The following is a 14,423-nucleotide window of genomic DNA, read 5'->3' as shown; positions in this document are numbered from 1 at the left end:
GCGCGGTGAAGCAAGACACCGACAACGGTGTGCGACACGCTATTGAAGTGCGCGGCCTGGACAACAGGTTTGGAACCCAGCAGGTCCATCAGGACCTAGACCTGGACGTGCGGCGCGGGGAAATCCTTGGCGTGGTGGGAGGGTCAGGCACCGGGAAATCCGTGCTCTTGCGTAGCGTCGTCGGGCTGCAGAAGCCGCATTCGGGCGTGGTCCGTATCGGGGGGCGCGACCTACTGCGAGCCCAATGGCTTGCGCGCGCGCGTATGGAGCGAAGGTTCGGCATTCTGTTCCAGAAGGGCGCGTTGTATTCATCGCTGACCGTCTTGGAGAACGTCGCTCTTCCTTTGATCGAGCATGTCGGTCTGGCGCGGCCTCTTGCCGAGCGTTTGGCAAGAAGCAAGCTGGGCTTGGTGGGGTTGCCTGCCGGAGCGGGAGACAAGTATCCGGCCTCGTTGTCCGGAGGCATGGTGAAACGAGCAGCACTGGCGAGAGCCTTGGCGCTTGATGCGAACATCCTGTTTCTTGACGAACCCACCGCAGGACTGGATCCAATCGGGGCTGCATCTTTCGACCAATTGATTCTGACCCTGCGCAATGCACTGGGCCTCACGGTGTTTCTGGTAACCCACGACCTCGATACGCTGTACACCATATGCGACCGTGTCGCGGTCCTGGCGAACCAGAAGGTACTCATCAACGACGGCATCGAGGCAGTCGAGCGCTTCAAGCACCCGTGGATACAGGAATACTTTCACGGCCCCCGTGGCCGTGCGGCCGCACAGGCCACTGGTGCTTCCAGCCAAGAGACGCAGCCATGAAACCCCTCCGCATCTGCATCATTCTTCCGTCGCGCACGCATTGGGCTGGGCGCACGCAATATTTAAACTCTGAGAACGAGGTGGTCTGATCATGGAACCACGTGCCCATCATGTATTCATTGGTCTGTTCGTCGTGCTGCTCGGTGCGATTGGTATTGGCTTCGCGCTTTGGCTCAGCGACACACGTTCCGACCACGATTACCAGTATTACCGGATTATGTTCGATGAGCCAGTGACCGGGCTTACGCCCGGCAGCCAGGTTCAGTACAGCGGAATCACGATTGGCGAAGTCGTTGCACTTTCTCTTTCACCGCGAGACCCAAGGCGGGCGATAGCGCGCGTACGCATCAATGCCACCATCCCGGTCCGGCAGGATACCCGCGCTGAATTGGTCATCACGGGAATTACCGGCAACGCGGTGATCGAGTTGAGCGACGGTGGGCCAAACGTGCCATTGCTGGATCGGAGAGAGGACGAGGAACCGTTGATCCTCGCACCACGTTCGGCGATGGCATCCCTGGTCTCCGGTGAGGGGAACAGCATGACGACACTCAACGGCATCTTGCTGCGCACGCAGGAGTTACTGTCGAAGGAGAATTTGGCTCTTGTGCACCGCAGTCTGGTGAATCTTGAACAGACCACGGGCGCGGTCGCTGACCAGAGGGCCGAGATCGCGACGTTAATCAGCAATCTGACCGAAGCAAGCAGAGAATCGACAGCTGCCGTGCGCCAAGCAAATAGCACTCTTCGCGATGCCAACCTGCTACTAAATAACGATGGTAAGCAAATCATGGTGAACACGCGTGATGCAACGGCATCCCTCGAACGCGCCGCTTTCAGGGTTGAGACGCTACTGCAAAACAATCAGGAATCGCTGAACCAGGGCTTGGCCGCCACAGGTCCTGCCATGCACGAACTCCAGCAGGCGCTGGCCAATCTAAACACCGTGCTGCGCCGACTGGATCGCAATCCGGCGCAATACCTGCTCGGTGGAGAGAACATTGAGGAAACCAAGCCGTGAACACTTCCGCCAGGATGATTCCCGTCGCTGCCGTGACTATGACGCTAGTACTCGGCTTGTCCGCGTGCAGTGTGCTTCCCAAAGCAGCTCCAATGGTCACCTACAAATTGCCCGACTATCACATCGCCCAGGCGGAGAGTACGCCGCGCGCCGTTCCGGGACCCGGGGCGCTGCGCGTCTACGCCCCTGAGAGTAGTCGCGTCCTGGATTCGGAGCGGCTGTTCATTGCGCAGCCCGATGGTCGCTTGTCGGCTTGGCAAGGAGTGCGTTGGGCCGACCCCGCACCGGTGCTGCTGCGTGACCGAATCGTCGAAGCCTTCATGCGCGATGGGCGGTCGACTTCCGTGATTACCGATAGCACCCCAATGAGCGCCGATATGGAGTTGCGCAGTACGCTGCGGGCGTTCCAGCTCGAATACCGCGGCACTGAAGCGATCGCCGCGGTTCGGCTCGATGTGCAACTGGTCGATCCGGCCAAACGGACTGCTATTGCCAGTAGACGCTTCGAAGCAATCCAAGCCACAGGCAGCAAGCGAGAGGCCGATGTGGTGAGCGCGTTCGGTGTCGCCACGGATATATTGGCCGGGCAGATCGTTGAATGGGCAGTTCAGGTCGGGGCAGCGCGTTTGCGAGTTGCACCGGAATTGGCAAGCAACCATGCACCCACAGCGTCGTCGATAAGCACAGACTAGTCGTCTTAACGGAGCACAGAAGCTAGGGCCAAAACGCTGCTCGACACCTTAACTCGGTACGACAGCCTACGGCCCCGATCCAATCCCAGGACCTCTTTGCCGTCCAACCTCCCATGACACACCGCCGCCGCGTACAGTCGCGGCGATCTGCTGCCCCAGTCGTGGCTCGATTATCGGCCGCCAAGGCACCAGACTGAATCCCATGCCGTCATCGAGCAGCGCATAGCGACCGCTGGCGAGCATGACCGAGCGCCGGTAGATGCCGGCTACGCGCTGCCCGTCTGTGACGTGCCGATGCTCCAATCCGCTATCGGCGGCAATGTGCTGGGCGGCCTGCGCCAGCTCCCGATTGCGCAGCGTTTCCAGCAGATTCCGGGAGAGAATCAGCCGCTGCCCGCGCCGCTGGGCCAGCCCCTGTTCTTCGAGGAAGTCGGCGCGCTGCTGCAAGGCTTGCCTAGCATCGCCGCCAAAGCCCAGGTCGCCCAGTCCCTTGCCGCCGCCGATCAACTGCTGATCCAGCCAGGTCGCGCCGATGACGCGGGCCTGCCGTTCAATCGGCAGATGCGATTTCAGTTCGACCGCCACGCCGCCCAGCCGCTGCGCGTCGTACTGGCGGCCACGCTCGGCCAAGTCGTCCGGCACCTTCCATAACCCCTCGGCCACGCGCTCCACGATGCCGGCCCGCCGTAGGGCTTCCAGCCGGCGGATATGGGCCGCCACAGCCTCTTGCGGGTCGCGGCCGGGCTTGGCTCGGCCTTGCTCGATCGCCAGGTGGTGATCGGTGCGGTACAGGCCATTGCTCGCCAGCGTGGCGATGTTCTTGTCGGCCGCCCGCACCTCGGCGGAACCGCGTACCTCCACCACCGCGCCGATGGGATAGTTCGCCAGCTCGTCGCGGGCGTCCAACGCGACGTAGTGGGCTTTGCCGTCCAACCCGTCGATGACCAGATAGCCGCGGTCGTGCAGCTCGTCGGCCAGACCCTTAGCAGCCACGCGACCGACGATAGTGCGGCCGTCGTCGCCCGGCTCGAACACCGCCAGCTCGCGAGGCTTGCCGCTCATGGCCCGCTGCATCGTTCGGATGATGTCGCCACGCTCGCCCAGGGCACGCAAGGTCTTCTCCGCGTCCGCATGGACGGCCCAGGTGCCGGGCTGCACCTCGTCGGCCAGGCCCAGGCGCTGCAAGTGTTGCAGGCGGCCGATCAGCAGCAGGCGCTGGCGTTGCAGCCGGGGTTCGTTGAAGCGTTCGATCTGCACCCGGCCATCCTCGCCGGCCTCGCGCTGCAACGTGCGGTCGAGGCTCGTCCACCGCTCTTGCTCCACCTCGCGCTGCAAGGTCTGCTGGATCTCCAGTTCGGTGCGCGGCCCCAGCCATTCCGTCGCCAGCTCGGCGGCGCGATGGCGGAAGCCGTGGGCGATGTAGTCGCCCGCGATGATGAGGTCTTTGCCGGTATCGTCGCGTCCGCGCACGATCAGGTGCGTGTGCGGGTTGTCGGTGTTCCAGTGATCGACCGCCACCCAATCCAGCCGCGTCCCCAGGTCGGCCTCCATCCGGTTCATCAGGTGCCGGGTGTAGGTGCGCAGGTCGTCCAGCTCCGCACTGTCTTCAGGTGAGACGATGAAGCGGAAATGATGTCGGTCGTCCTGGCAGCGTTCCTTGAAGGCATCGAGGTCGGCTTCGTCGGTCTGCGGCCCGTAGGCACGGCCCGGCTCGCCGTTCCGGCCGGCACCGTCGCGCTCGATGTAGCGCAGGTGCTTGGCGAGCGACTGCGGACTGGCGTTGCGCTGGTTGACCAGCAGCGTCTTGATGGTCACGCGCCGTGACATAGGGGTCAGCTTTGCGCCTGCGAAGCGCGCCGCCGTATGGCCGCGTCCAAGCCGTGAGCCGGGCCGCTGGCCGGCGTGCTGGCCGCTCCCGCCAGCGGTAGGACGGCGCACCGCCGACTTGCCGCCGCTGGCCTTGCCAGCCTGCTTGAGCACCTTGGAAACGAAGCTCTGGCCCTGGCCTTTGCCTCGGTTCTTCGGCGCGCCAGGGCGCACCCAGAAATCATGGTCGCCGCGGTCGGTCATGGCTGTGCTCCCTGCAAGCTCCGGCGTGTCCGAGCGTGCGAAGCACGCGGACATGCCTGCATCGGCGCGTGCCTCGCGCCCCACGCGGCACGGCGGCGAAGCCGCGCCGTGCCGCGCCACCCCCACGTGCAGACTGGCTTTGCGGGCGGCAGAGTGCCGAACCCTTTTGTCTTGCCTTCCGCCTTTGCCCCTCGCTCCCGCTCCGGGCATCGGCGGCCCGGCGGCGCTGCTGCACGAGCAGCCAGCCCGCCGGCGAACACGCCAATGGCCGCAGGCCAGGCGCGTTCGAGGCAAGACGCCTGCACGTTGGGCGGCTGCGCCGAAGGCAGCGCGAAGTGCGGTGCGAATGCACCCGCACTGCACGCGCGACGACACGGCGACGAACAGTAGAACGACATGCCCGATGGCACGATGAGAGGCGCGGCAAAGTGCAGCGAATCGGCGGCCATCATGGACGTGTCTCCAGCCAGATCGGATGCGCAACGCCGATCACGGCGAACGCGCTGACCGGCCCGAAATAGCGGCTGTCGAACGACGCCGGGTTGGTCGCGCTCAACAGGAACAGTTCGCCCGGTTGGAGACGGCGGCAAAGCTGCAAGGATGGCAGCGGCCGGCCCAGCCGGTCGGCAGGCAGGGCGGCGGCCACCGGCACGCCGTCGATGCGAACCTGGCCGGCGACGATGCAAACGTGTTGTGGCGCGACTGCGCCCACACGTTTGAGCAGCGGAACGCGGGTCGGCAGGTAGCCGCGCTGCGCAGCCAGCATGGCGGCCCTGTCGGGCAGCGGCATCAGCACGATGCTGTCCACGGACAGCGGACGTGGCCGCGAGGCGGTGCGCGGGTCGAACGGTTCGATGCGATACCAACCGACCGCCACGCTGTCGGACGGGTTGTAGGCCATTCGCGGCAGGGGCTGCACGAACGCCGCCCAGGCCAGCGCAGCGAGGCCGACGGTGGCGAAGCCTGCCAGCACGAGGCGAGCGCGCAGGCGCGAGCGAGGATGCGGCACGGGGCCGGTCGTGGAAATCGTGGTCATGGCAATGCCCTCCCGGCCAGCCAGGCGGCGTGCCGTTCTGCGGTGTATGTGGGTAGCGCCGAGCGCGCTGCGAGCCGGTTCGCGAGCGTGCGCCAGTACGCGGGCGATGTGTCTGCGGCTGCGATGCCCAGCGCCTCGATGCCGTCGATGCGTTCCAGCACGGCGCGCACGTTGGCATCGCCTTCGGCGTGCAGCAGCAGACGCGCGCCCGGCTGCACGCCGGGGATGCGCTGCACGGCGTCCAGCGGCGTGGCGGTCTGCATCACCATGAGCTGCCAGCGGATCGTGCCGTAGTCGTTGGCCTGCCAACGGATGCGGCACAGAACCGCGTTCGGCAGGAACACGGCGCAGCGCCGCCAGCGGTCGAGCTGGAGCGTGCGCGCCGGTTCGCCGAAGCGCAGGTAGAGCTTGAAGCGCGGTTCGATGTAGGCCAGCGCCACGCGCGTCAGCGGCACGTTGCCGGCCTGGCCGGCGAGTGTCGAAGGCGCCGGCGGCGGCGCAGCCGTGGGCGCACTTGCTTTGGGGGTGTGGGCGGTCGAAGCGGATGCGTTCACGGCGTGCCCTCCGGGGGAAACTCCCGCTCCAGCAGGTCGCGCAGCAGTTCGGCTACGGTCACGCCTCGCGTGAAGGCCGACACCTTGATGCGCGCCCGCATGGCGGGCGTGATGTCGAGCGTCAGTCGAGCGGTGTAGAGGTCGCCTTTCTGCACGGCATCTGCGTCGCCCTGGCGAATCCACGCTTCGGCGTGCGGATTCGCTGGGGGACGCGCACCGATGCCGACGCGCTTGCTGCGTGGTGGTGGCTTCCCAGTCATGTCGGCCACCGCAGCAGTTCGTCGGTGAGCGCGGCGATCTCGCGGGCAGCGGCGCTGTCGGGCGCGGTTTCGCGGGCGAGCCGGCCAGCGGCTACGCTGTCGGCAAAGACGATGCGCTGGTGGATCTCCGAGCGCAGCGCGGGCAGCGGCTGTTCGGCCAGCGATTGCCGTGCCTCCCTGCCGATGATGGTGGTGCTGACGCGCCGGTTGATGACGAAGGCCGCGCGCAGCGCTGGCCGGAACACCTGTGCTTCGCGGATCAGTGCGACCATCTCGGCAGAAGCCCATACGTCGTAGGGGCTGGGCTGCACGGGGATCAGCACGCGCTCGGCCGCCAGCAGCGCGGAACGCGCGAGGGCGGCGATGCGCGGCGGGCCGTCGATGATGATGTGATCGGCCCGCCTGGCGAGTTCTGGCGCTTCCTGATGCAGCGTTTCGCGGGCAAGGCCCACGGCGCTGAACAGACGGGGCAGGCCCTGCTGGCTACGCCGCTGCGTCCAGTCGAGCGATGACCCCTGCGGGTCGGCATCCAGCAGGATGACATGCAGGCCGCGCATCGCCAGTTCGCCGGCGATGTGCGTGGCGAGCGTGGTCTTGCCGACGCCGCCTTTCTGGTTGAGAAACGCGAAGATCATGGCGCGGCCCTCCGAGCTGGAAAGCCGGCCTGGCCGTGCCGTTTCGTGGTTGTCCACCGAAACGGCGCGCTTCTACTAAAAGTTATGTATTTCTTGTTAGGTAAGTTAGAGGGAACGCAAACCCGCGCCGTTGTTGGCTTTCCGGCGTTTTCGTACTCCTGATAGCACGAGGGTCGTACTCCTGATAGCACGATACCCGGTACTCCTGATAGCACGAGGCCGTCCACAGGTTCTCCCGCAGTTATCCCCGTGCCGCGTGCGGCACGGGCCGGAAGGTCAGCAGCTCGGTGTTGTCGTCCGGCATCCGCTCGATGCCGAGGACGTAGCCGGGCAACGACTGCCGCGCCACCAGGGCGCGCACGTCGTAGGCGAAGTCCGAGAAGCGGGCCGCGCTGCCGGATTTGCGGTACAGGTGTCGGAAGTCGAATTGCCAGCCGTGCTCCTGCCGCCCGCCATGCTTGCGCACCAGGCGGTACAGCCAGCGTTCGATACCGCCCTTCAAGCGGAAATAGGCCGGGTCGATGGTCAGCACCAGGGCGGCGTCGAGCACGCCGGCATAGAACCAGTCCGGCAAGATCAGCTCGATGCCCAGCGGGGTGCCGCTGGCGTCGGCGAGTTCCTTCCACTCGTTGATCCACGAGAAGCGATGCAAGCGCCTTCCCGTGGTTTCGCGGATGGACGTGGCCACCGTGGTCGATTGCAGCCGGTCGAGGGCGGCCTTCAGGCGCTGGTAGTCGTTGAGGGACGTGCCGCGCCCGATGAAGCGCAAAATCTCGTAAGGCGTGGCGCGTATCCAGCGCGACGGGCGCAGGCCCGCGTCGCGCGCCTCCACGATCTGCGAGGCGGCCCATATCAGCACGTCGGCATCCCATATCGTTGCGATGCCGTGCTCCTGCGTGCCTTCCACGCGAATGGTGACGTTCCCGCTGCGGAAGTCGATCGGCGCCGTGCGCCGCGACTTGGCAAGCGAGAAGAACGGAAAGGCCATCAAGTCCTGGGAATCGCGTGGCGCCATGTCGCCCGGCAGCGCGCGGAACAGATCGAGCTGTTCGCGCTGCGGCAAGGCTTGCCCTGGCGGGCTGGACATGGCGAAGGCCACCCACGCGCCGACGATCAGCGGCCATCACGGTAGTCGCCCGCGTGGCGCTCGGCGTATTCGGGATCGGACGTGGCCTCGTAGCTGCGCTGGTCGGCCCAGGCATCGAGGTCGGACACCGCGTACATGACGCGGCGGCCGAACTTGCGGAACTTGGGGCCGCCGCCGATCACCCGCTGCTTCTCCAGCGTGCGCGGCGACAGCCGCAGGTAGTCGGCGGCTTCGTCGTTTGTCAGGTAGCGTTGAGGCTGCGAGGTCGCAGTGACGGCAGCGGCGGCAGGCCGCGAGGGAGCAGGTCGCATGGGATGTACCTCCATCAAGCCCGGCCACACCACGCGGCCGGATAGAGGCACTCTCAAGAAAGCAAGGCTTCTTGCTAAGGGACGATTCGCACGGGTCGAGAAACGTCCCCCCTAATGCGACGGGAACATTGGAAGCTGCGCTAGTCGGCGGTAGCCGCCGTGCATCAGCTCATCGCCGCGGCGTACCAGCCGCCGTACGCGGGCACGCAATGCACTGTCTTTGTGCCAGTCGGCCGCGACGGCATCCGCGCCGAACAGACCTTCGCCCACCTCGCGCAAGGAGGCTCCCGCGAGGGTCGCGTCGAGCGCTTGCAAGGTATGCAGTTCCAGCAGCGCGGCGGGCGTGGGGCGGGAGCGGGCTGTTGCCACAGGCGTGGCCACGGTTGCGGCAGATAGCGCATCCAGCTTCGCAGCGAGCGTGCGGTAGCGCGCACAGGGCGTGGCGCAGGCGCGTGTGGCGTAGAGATAGGCCGAACCATCTTCCAGGTCGGGTGCGAGTGCCAGCCGAACGCAGCAGCCTGGCCAATGCGATACGAGCACCAGGCGCTTGCCGTCGTGGGTCAGTTGCTTGCGCCCAGGAATGCGCCAGAACTCGAAGGTATGCGCATCGGGTGGTGGGTCGGCGTCGGGGTATAGCTGCACCACGGCATCGTGATCGGGGAACCAAGCAGGATGTGCGTCGCGCGCATCCAGGCCGGGATCTTCCAGCAGGCGCAGGCCCCAGGCCTGCGCCGCATCAGGCTTGCGACGCCGGCGTAGCCAGTCGCGCCGGTAGCTTGGATTCCTGCGCAAATACTCCCAAGCCAGCGCTGGGCCATCGAGGTGCAGCGTGTAGAGATACGCGGCCGTGGGATACCAGTGTTGGCTGCTGCGGTCAGTCATGGCGAAACCTCCCTGTTTCTGGGAACGTCGCCACAATTCCGCTGTGCGGGAGCTATCGAATCGCCATCAAGTGGTCATCAAACTCGGGTTACGCTTTAACTGCTGGTGTCAAGACAGATTCGCTCCAGTGCATTGCCGAAATCGTCTAAATGCGACGACTGCACCGCCCGGAAATGGGGTGCAGCATTGAACACCGTGCCGAATCTCGCGCCTGGCATCATGACTGTTTTGGTCAGGAGCGCACCACCCTGGTGCAAGCATGCGGATCAAGACTTGCCAGGTCTTGGCTAAGACCGAAATAGTCACAATGCGATACTTTTTGCCTGGTCGCGCTGGAATGCGTCAATCGGTGATCGAACCGTTTTCCTGAGCCAGTCGAACGTATTCCGACAGCGGCCGCGTCGGCTGGAAATACCGATCTCGTATCACGGGCTGCTTGAGCGGCCCGACGATGGACGCCAGATCGGACAGCTTCACCGTCGCCAGGGCAGGCATCCCGATCCCGAGGTCGATCAGGCCGTAGGCCGTATCGCCATCGGTCGGATCGAGCGCGGCCAATAGCCAGGTCGCATGTGCGTCCGGTGTGAACAGGCGCACCACGGGCAGCGGGTCACATTCCTGGCCTGCGGCGCGGGTGAGGCCGTGGGCCAGTAGGTGCACCCGGTCTTCCTCGGTGACAAGCGTGGTCAAGGCCGCGCCCCTTCCACGAACACACGCAATCGCCGAGGCGCATCTGTGCCTGCGGACGGATGCACGTATGCGCAAGCGCACGAAGCCGCAAAAGCGGAGAGGCACGAAGGCGTATTGGTGGAAGTCAGGAAAGACACGGATGCGGTTCCCTGGGTCTGAGGAAATCCGCAGATGCGGATCTCCGTAAAAGCACGGAAAAGGAAAACATCACCACCAAATGAACACTATAGATTGTAGTCCTATAGGGCGCAATGGGCTGTCATCTTGGTTTTTTGGGGAAACCATAGGTGGCAGCGAAGAACTCATTGGCAGCGGCGATTCGGACGGTAAGGAAGGCGCGTGGTTTGAGCCAGGAAGCGTTCTCCAACGTGTCCAGTCGCACCTACATGAGCACGCTGGAGCGCGACCTGAAAAGCCCAACCATCCAGAAGCTGGCCGATCTGTGCGAGGTCATGGAAGTGCATCCGCTCACGCTGCTCACATTGGCTTATGCCGGTGACAGCACCCGCGAAGCTGATGAATTGCTGGCACAGGTGCGCCAGGAACTCAGGGCGATATTGGAAGAGCCCGACACGCCTTAGCGCGTTGGCGTGTGGTACTGAATTGCAGCAAGCGGAGCGCGCAGCGCCGCAGGCGCGAAGGCGTGAGGGATTGAAGCCGGATGGCCGTGACGGCTTGCCGGCACGGGGCGAAGCCCGAAAGCCCGGCGGCGCTTACAGCGCCGACACGCCACACACCGCTCGTTGACACGGATTGCGAGCCACAAGGCACGCATGCAGGCCCGCCGTGACGGGCGTATCCAGCACGCGGCAGCAGCAGAAATCCTGCGCGTGCGGTGCTGCGATCAGCAGCATCGCGCCCCGCCGCAGTGGGCGGGACGCGGTAAGCGGCTGTCAGGCCGCCTTCGGCTTGTTGCGCGACCAGATCAGGTCGTGCGTGCCGTCCTCGTTCTCGATCAGGCGGGCATAGACCGTCGCCGGGAACGAAGGGTCGTCGATGGATACGGACAGGTATTCCCGCCCGGCCTCGCTGGTCTTCTTCCACGCTGCGCCGACTTCGTGGCCAGCCGCTTGCAGGTGGAAGTCGGGGGCGTTCTCGGTGTCGCCCTTGTCGTTGGGAACCAGCTTGACCTTGACGTTGAGCGTCAGGGTGCGAAGCGTGCCGGTGAAGCCGTCTTTCTCTGCGGTGAAGGTGCCGATGTTAGCCATGATGTTTCTCCTTTCGGGTTGAACAAGGTCGCGCCAGTGCGTCCTTGTTGTGATCCGGCCGGCGGGGGATGGGCTGGTCGCACCGCACAGCGGTCGCAACAACGTGGAGAACCTGGAAGCGAAAAGAATTTGTCCCGCGAGGAATGCGCGCAGCGCAGGGGAAATTGTTTTCGCTGCAAGGTTGCGGCCATCAAGCACAAGGCGCAGCCGCGCCACCGCCAGGATTCACAACAAGACAAGGACGCACAGGCCGCCCGCTCCCGAATGGAGACGTGGCCAACTCGGCATCCCCGCGTGACGGCTGCACCGGCTTGCGCCCTGACGCGGGCCAGGTCAATGCCCCGACGACAAGGCCAGAGCGCCCCTGCCGCAGCTCACGGCCACATACTGAGGCGTGGTGTGGAAGCTCCATAGAAGCGAGGCTGGGCGGCGTGTCGGTGAACCGTCTTTCGTGACGTACAGACAACGAACCGCCAGCGTCGGGGACGGCACGCTTTCGTGCAACCTGCCGCAGCAAGCCGGGGCGTAGCCACACCAGCCCCGCCCATTGCGGCGGGGCTCGGTCGAATCGTTGGCGGCGCGATGCGCCGCCACACTTGCTGGCTTCGTGGATTTCGCGCACGAGCGCCCTTGTGCGTGGCCCCATCGCCGCCTGTCCGAAGGCGGCGATGGGGCGTTTTGGCTTTGAGCAGTGAAACCGGGCGCGGCCACCGCCGCGCCCGGAGTTTTCGACCACCGGCCCCAAGGCGGCACGGCTTGGGGCCGGTGCGGCTCGTTATTCCTTGGTTTCGATGATCCACCACACGGCGCGCGGCAAGGCGCGGCCCGTGAGGGGATGCAGATCGGTCAGGTCGGCGCGGGCCGTCCAGCCACGCGGCGGACGGTAGCCGCGCACGTCGCCGTCGCCGTGCCAGCGGCGGGCGCGCACCGTGCCGGAGGCATAGGTCGCAGCTATGCGGGGGCGGTTTGCGGGTTGGTGGGTCATGGCAGGCATCCTCAACATGAAGCGCCCCGGCCGGAACCGGGGCGCTATCTACGGTGCGAAGTCACGCGGCCAAAGCCTCGGCCTGCGGCTGGTCATCCGCCACGGCGGCCACTTCTTCCTGTGCTTCGGCTTCGCCATCCGCCGGCGCGTCCTGCCCGGTCTGCTGCGGGCCTTCGGAGCGGAAGATGGCGGGCATCCAGCCGGTGCCAGCGGCCAGCCGTTCGGCTTCGCTGGCAATGTCGCCCTTCTTCAACTTCGCCAGTCGGGTGACGTGCGAGGGCGCGAACCCGCCAACGGCTTCCAGAATCGCGGCCTTCGGCACATGCCGGAAGTAACCCTCATTGGTGGGCTGCCACCACGCGGCCATATCCAGCCCCACGGCCTGCGCCAGTTCCGCGCCGGGCTGGTGCGGCGTGGCGCGAGGCGTCACCACGTCCACCGTGGAAGCTAAGCACACGGCCAACAGCCGCACCAGTTCATCCTGTGATTTCGCCAGCAGCGCGGCGAACAGTTCGGCGCTGTCCTCCGGCAAGGTTTCGCCTGCCACCTGTTGCAGTTCGCGCAGCGCCACGGCGGCGGGTGATTCCGGCCAGTCCGGGGCCATGCCTTCCAGCCGGTCTTGCACCGTGAGGCGCACACCCAGCGGCAGGTCGTGCCCGTAGTGCCTTTCCTGCAAGACGGTCTGCACCATGCCATGCACCACGGCGGCCAGCGCTGCTTGCGGATGCCGTGCAACTTCGATTTGCAGCGCAGCGGTACGGTGCGCGCTCAACCGCTGCGCCAGTCGGTCAGACATGGCGGCGGTCTTGGGCTGCTCGTCGTCCTCGCCTGCGTCCTCGTTCGCGGCTTCGCCTTCGCTGCCGAAACCCTGCCGCAGCCGCTCCAGCGTGCGCAGTGCCTTGGCCTCCGCTTCGCGCAGCAGCCCGCGATGAATCGCGGCCTGCCCGTCGCGGTCGATGGTGACAATGGCACCGGCTGCGGCCTTCACGTTGGCCGCATAGTCCAGCAAGCCATCTTCCAGCGCCTGCAACTGCTCGCCCAGGCGTTCGCCTTCTTCCTGCAAGGCATCGGCCTTTTCCTCGTCCTCGTCGTCCAGCGCGGCATCCACCGCCTCGGCCAGTTCGTGCAGCTTGGTTTGCAGCTTCTCGATGCGCTGCGCGTCGCGCTTGTTCGGACTGCGGCGTTCCCTTGGCGCACGCTGGAAGGCTTGCAGATCGGCATGGGTCATGCCCGGCGTGGCATCCACCCACGCCCAGCCCTCGGCCTGCACCTTGGCGGCGATACCTGCCAGCTTGTCCTGCGCCAGCCGTTCCAGCAGTGCGGCATCGGTCAGATACACGCCTTTGTCGCCCTCCGCGAACAGGTCGCGGCGGATGCCACCGCCTTCCTGCTCGTAGCCGTCCAGCCCGACAAAGCGCACCAGCGGATGCCGGTAGGCGTCGATTTCGCGTTCGGTCAGGCGGTCGCGCAGGTTGTGCGGGCCGCGCTGCCATGTGGGCGCATCGTAGAACGCGGCTTCCTGCGCAGCATGGTCGTCGGTGATGGCGAGGGCCATCAACTGGTCAAGGCTCACGGCCTCGGCCCGGTAGTCGGCCAGCAGGCGCGGCGACACGTTGGCGAGTTTCAGACGGCGCTGCACCACCAGCGGCGTGACGCTGAAATCCGCTGCAATGTCCTCGATGCTGCGGCCTTCGGCCACGAGCGCGGCGAACGCCTCGAACTGGTCGGCGGGGTGCATGGCTTCGCGCTGCACGTTCTCGGTGAGGCTGGCCGTGCGGGCGGTGCCATCGGCCACCAGCAGGCAAGGCACCTCCCATTCCTTGCTAATGCGGTGCTTTTTCGCCAGCAGCTTCAACGCTGCGAGGCGACGGTCACCGGCCACGACCTCGTAATGCTCGCCATCGGCGGCGGCAATCACGATGAGGTTTTGCAGCAGGCCGACACGCTGGATGCTGGCGGCGAGTTCGGGAATGGACATGCGCGGGGTCTTGCGCACGTTGCGGCCAGTGGGACGCGACACCAGCCGCGACAGCGGAACCAGAATCAGGTTCTTGGTCGGATCAGCGGCTTCCAGCGGGATAGCGGCGGCGGTGTTGATGGCGCGGGCTTCGGTTTGGGTAACGGCGTTCATGGTGATAACTCCTATCGGTTCAGGGATGCAGCAGCGAAGAAAG

General features: G+C 65.7%; 16 protein-coding genes. 4 read left to right on the top strand and 12 right to left on the bottom strand.

The genetic code is table 11. From position 1 onward, the window contains the following. The first annotated feature begins 5 nt into the window (after window positions 1–5). From VQ065_RS24545 to VQ065_RS24535, 3 genes are all read left to right on the top strand, one after another. Window positions 6–818, top strand: coding sequence for an ABC transporter ATP-binding protein (locus tag VQ065_RS24545; protein ID WP_024944155.1), 813 nt, complete (start codon window positions 6–8; stop codon window positions 816–818). Between the two features lie 91 nt (window positions 819–909). Continuing rightward, entirely contained in the window at window positions 910–1,839 is a 930-nt protein-coding gene (locus VQ065_RS24540) for an MlaD family protein (protein WP_000433686.1), read from the top strand. Window positions 1,840–1,931: 92 nt separating this feature from the next. Continuing rightward, entirely contained in the window at window positions 1,932–2,531 is a 600-nt protein-coding gene (locus VQ065_RS24535) for an ABC-type transport auxiliary lipoprotein family protein (RefSeq protein ID WP_003124411.1), read from the top strand. A gap of 66 nt (window positions 2,532–2,597) precedes the next feature. Here the strand turns inward: VQ065_RS24535 and VQ065_RS24530 are convergent, their stop codons facing one another. The 9 genes from VQ065_RS24530 to VQ065_RS24490 all read right to left on the bottom strand — a co-directional run bounded on the left by VQ065_RS24530 (window position 2,598) and on the right by VQ065_RS24490 (window position 10,056). After that, on the bottom strand, window positions 2,598–4,601 hold the full coding sequence (locus tag VQ065_RS24530; RefSeq protein ID WP_000132148.1) for a relaxase/mobilization nuclease domain-containing protein: 2,004 nt from the start codon (window positions 4,599–4,601) through the stop codon (window positions 2,598–2,600). Between the two features lie 448 nt (window positions 4,602–5,049). Beyond that, a complete protein-coding gene (locus VQ065_RS24525; protein ID WP_003092304.1) occupies window positions 5,050–5,637 on the bottom strand; it encodes a S26 family signal peptidase in 588 nt (195 codons plus the stop codon). Next, a complete protein-coding gene (locus VQ065_RS24520) occupies window positions 5,634–6,191 on the bottom strand; it encodes a DUF2840 domain-containing protein (RefSeq protein WP_023093372.1) in 558 nt (185 codons plus the stop codon). The genes VQ065_RS24525 and VQ065_RS24520 overlap by 4 nt, the downstream gene beginning before the upstream one ends. Next, window positions 6,188–6,451 carry a hypothetical protein gene (locus VQ065_RS24515; protein WP_000147048.1) on the bottom strand — a complete coding sequence of 88 codons (264 nt, stop codon included), beginning with the start codon at window positions 6,449–6,451 and terminating at the stop codon, window positions 6,188–6,190. Before VQ065_RS24515 ends, VQ065_RS24520 begins: the two co-directional genes overlap by 4 nt. Then, on the bottom strand, window positions 6,448–7,086 hold the full coding sequence (gene parA / locus VQ065_RS24510) for a ParA family partition ATPase (RefSeq protein ID WP_003092312.1): 639 nt from the start codon (window positions 7,084–7,086) through the stop codon (window positions 6,448–6,450). Before parA ends, VQ065_RS24515 begins: the two co-directional genes overlap by 4 nt. Window positions 7,087–7,327: 241 nt before the next feature. Then, window positions 7,328–8,173, bottom strand: coding sequence for a replication initiator protein A (locus VQ065_RS24505; protein ID WP_022652188.1), 846 nt, complete (start codon window positions 8,171–8,173; stop codon window positions 7,328–7,330). A gap of 26 nt (window positions 8,174–8,199) precedes the next feature. Further along, window positions 8,200–8,484 (bottom strand): helix-turn-helix transcriptional regulator, encoded by a 285-nt coding sequence (locus tag VQ065_RS24500; protein WP_001247107.1) that lies wholly within the window; start codon window positions 8,482–8,484, stop codon window positions 8,200–8,202. A 111-nt stretch (window positions 8,485–8,595) separates the two neighbouring features. Next, a complete protein-coding gene (locus tag VQ065_RS24495) occupies window positions 8,596–9,366 on the bottom strand; it encodes a DUF2285 domain-containing protein (RefSeq protein WP_003092318.1) in 771 nt (256 codons plus the stop codon). Between the two features lie 342 nt (window positions 9,367–9,708). Next, window positions 9,709–10,056: a DUF2958 domain-containing protein gene (locus VQ065_RS24490; protein ID WP_016487838.1), complete on the bottom strand. Its 348-nt coding sequence runs from the start codon at window positions 10,054–10,056 to the stop codon at window positions 9,709–9,711. A gap of 287 nt (window positions 10,057–10,343) precedes the next feature. Here VQ065_RS24490 and VQ065_RS24485 point away from each other — a divergent pair, with 287 nt between their 5' ends. Next, window positions 10,344–10,637: a helix-turn-helix domain-containing protein gene (locus VQ065_RS24485; RefSeq protein WP_006379425.1), complete on the top strand. Its 294-nt coding sequence runs from the start codon at window positions 10,344–10,346 to the stop codon at window positions 10,635–10,637. Window positions 10,638–10,949: 312 nt separating this feature from the next. Here the strand turns inward: VQ065_RS24485 and VQ065_RS24480 are convergent, their stop codons facing one another. The 3 genes from VQ065_RS24480 to VQ065_RS24470 all read right to left on the bottom strand — a co-directional run bounded on the left by VQ065_RS24480 (window position 10,950) and on the right by VQ065_RS24470 (window position 14,380). Next, window positions 10,950–11,264, bottom strand: a complete 315-nt coding sequence (locus VQ065_RS24480; RefSeq protein WP_001273857.1) for a DUF736 domain-containing protein — start codon at window positions 11,262–11,264, stop codon at window positions 10,950–10,952. Between the two features lie 775 nt (window positions 11,265–12,039). After that, window positions 12,040–12,249, bottom strand: a complete 210-nt coding sequence (locus VQ065_RS24475; protein ID WP_022580212.1) for a hypothetical protein — start codon at window positions 12,247–12,249, stop codon at window positions 12,040–12,042. Window positions 12,250–12,310: 61 nt separating this feature from the next. Further along, window positions 12,311–14,380, bottom strand: coding sequence for a ParB/RepB/Spo0J family partition protein (locus tag VQ065_RS24470; protein WP_000994919.1), 2,070 nt, complete (start codon window positions 14,378–14,380; stop codon window positions 12,311–12,313). Window positions 14,381–14,423: the final 43 nt, after the last annotated feature.

Source organism: Pseudomonas sp. KBN10P06128 (genome assembly GCF_037574945.1).
Classification (GTDB): domain Bacteria; phylum Pseudomonadota; class Gammaproteobacteria; order Pseudomonadales; family Pseudomonadaceae; genus Pseudomonas; species Pseudomonas aeruginosa.
This window is presented reverse-complemented; position numbering and strand designations above follow the sequence as displayed.

Coding starts and splice junctions, on each gene's coding strand:
- VQ065_RS24540 (WP_000433686.1), top strand. CDS start 910: ATGGAACCACGTGCCCATCATGTATTCATTGGTCTGTTCGTCGTGCTG.
- VQ065_RS24535 (WP_003124411.1), top strand. CDS start 1,932: ATGGTCACCTACAAATTGCCCGACTATCACATCGCCCAGGCGGAGAGT.
- VQ065_RS24530 (WP_000132148.1), bottom strand. CDS start 4,601: ATGACCGACCGCGGCGACCATGATTTCTGGGTGCGCCCTGGCGCGCCG.
- VQ065_RS24525 (WP_003092304.1), bottom strand. CDS start 5,637: ATGACCACGATTTCCACGACCGGCCCCGTGCCGCATCCTCGCTCGCGC.
- VQ065_RS24515 (WP_000147048.1), bottom strand. CDS start 6,451: ATGACTGGGAAGCCACCACCACGCAGCAAGCGCGTCGGCATCGGTGCG.
- parA (WP_003092312.1), bottom strand. CDS start 7,086: ATGATCTTCGCGTTTCTCAACCAGAAAGGCGGCGTCGGCAAGACCACG.
- VQ065_RS24505 (WP_022652188.1), bottom strand. CDS start 8,173: ATGTCCAGCCCGCCAGGGCAAGCCTTGCCGCAGCGCGAACAGCTCGAT.
- VQ065_RS24500 (WP_001247107.1), bottom strand. CDS start 8,484: ATGCGACCTGCTCCCTCGCGGCCTGCCGCCGCTGCCGTCACTGCGACC.
- VQ065_RS24495 (WP_003092318.1), bottom strand. CDS start 9,366: ATGACTGACCGCAGCAGCCAACACTGGTATCCCACGGCCGCGTATCTC.
- VQ065_RS24480 (WP_001273857.1), bottom strand. CDS start 11,264: ATGGCTAACATCGGCACCTTCACCGCAGAGAAAGACGGCTTCACCGGC.
- VQ065_RS24475 (WP_022580212.1), bottom strand. CDS start 12,249: ATGACCCACCAACCCGCAAACCGCCCCCGCATAGCTGCGACCTATGCC.
- VQ065_RS24470 (WP_000994919.1), bottom strand. CDS start 14,380: ATGAACGCCGTTACCCAAACCGAAGCCCGCGCCATCAACACCGCCGCC.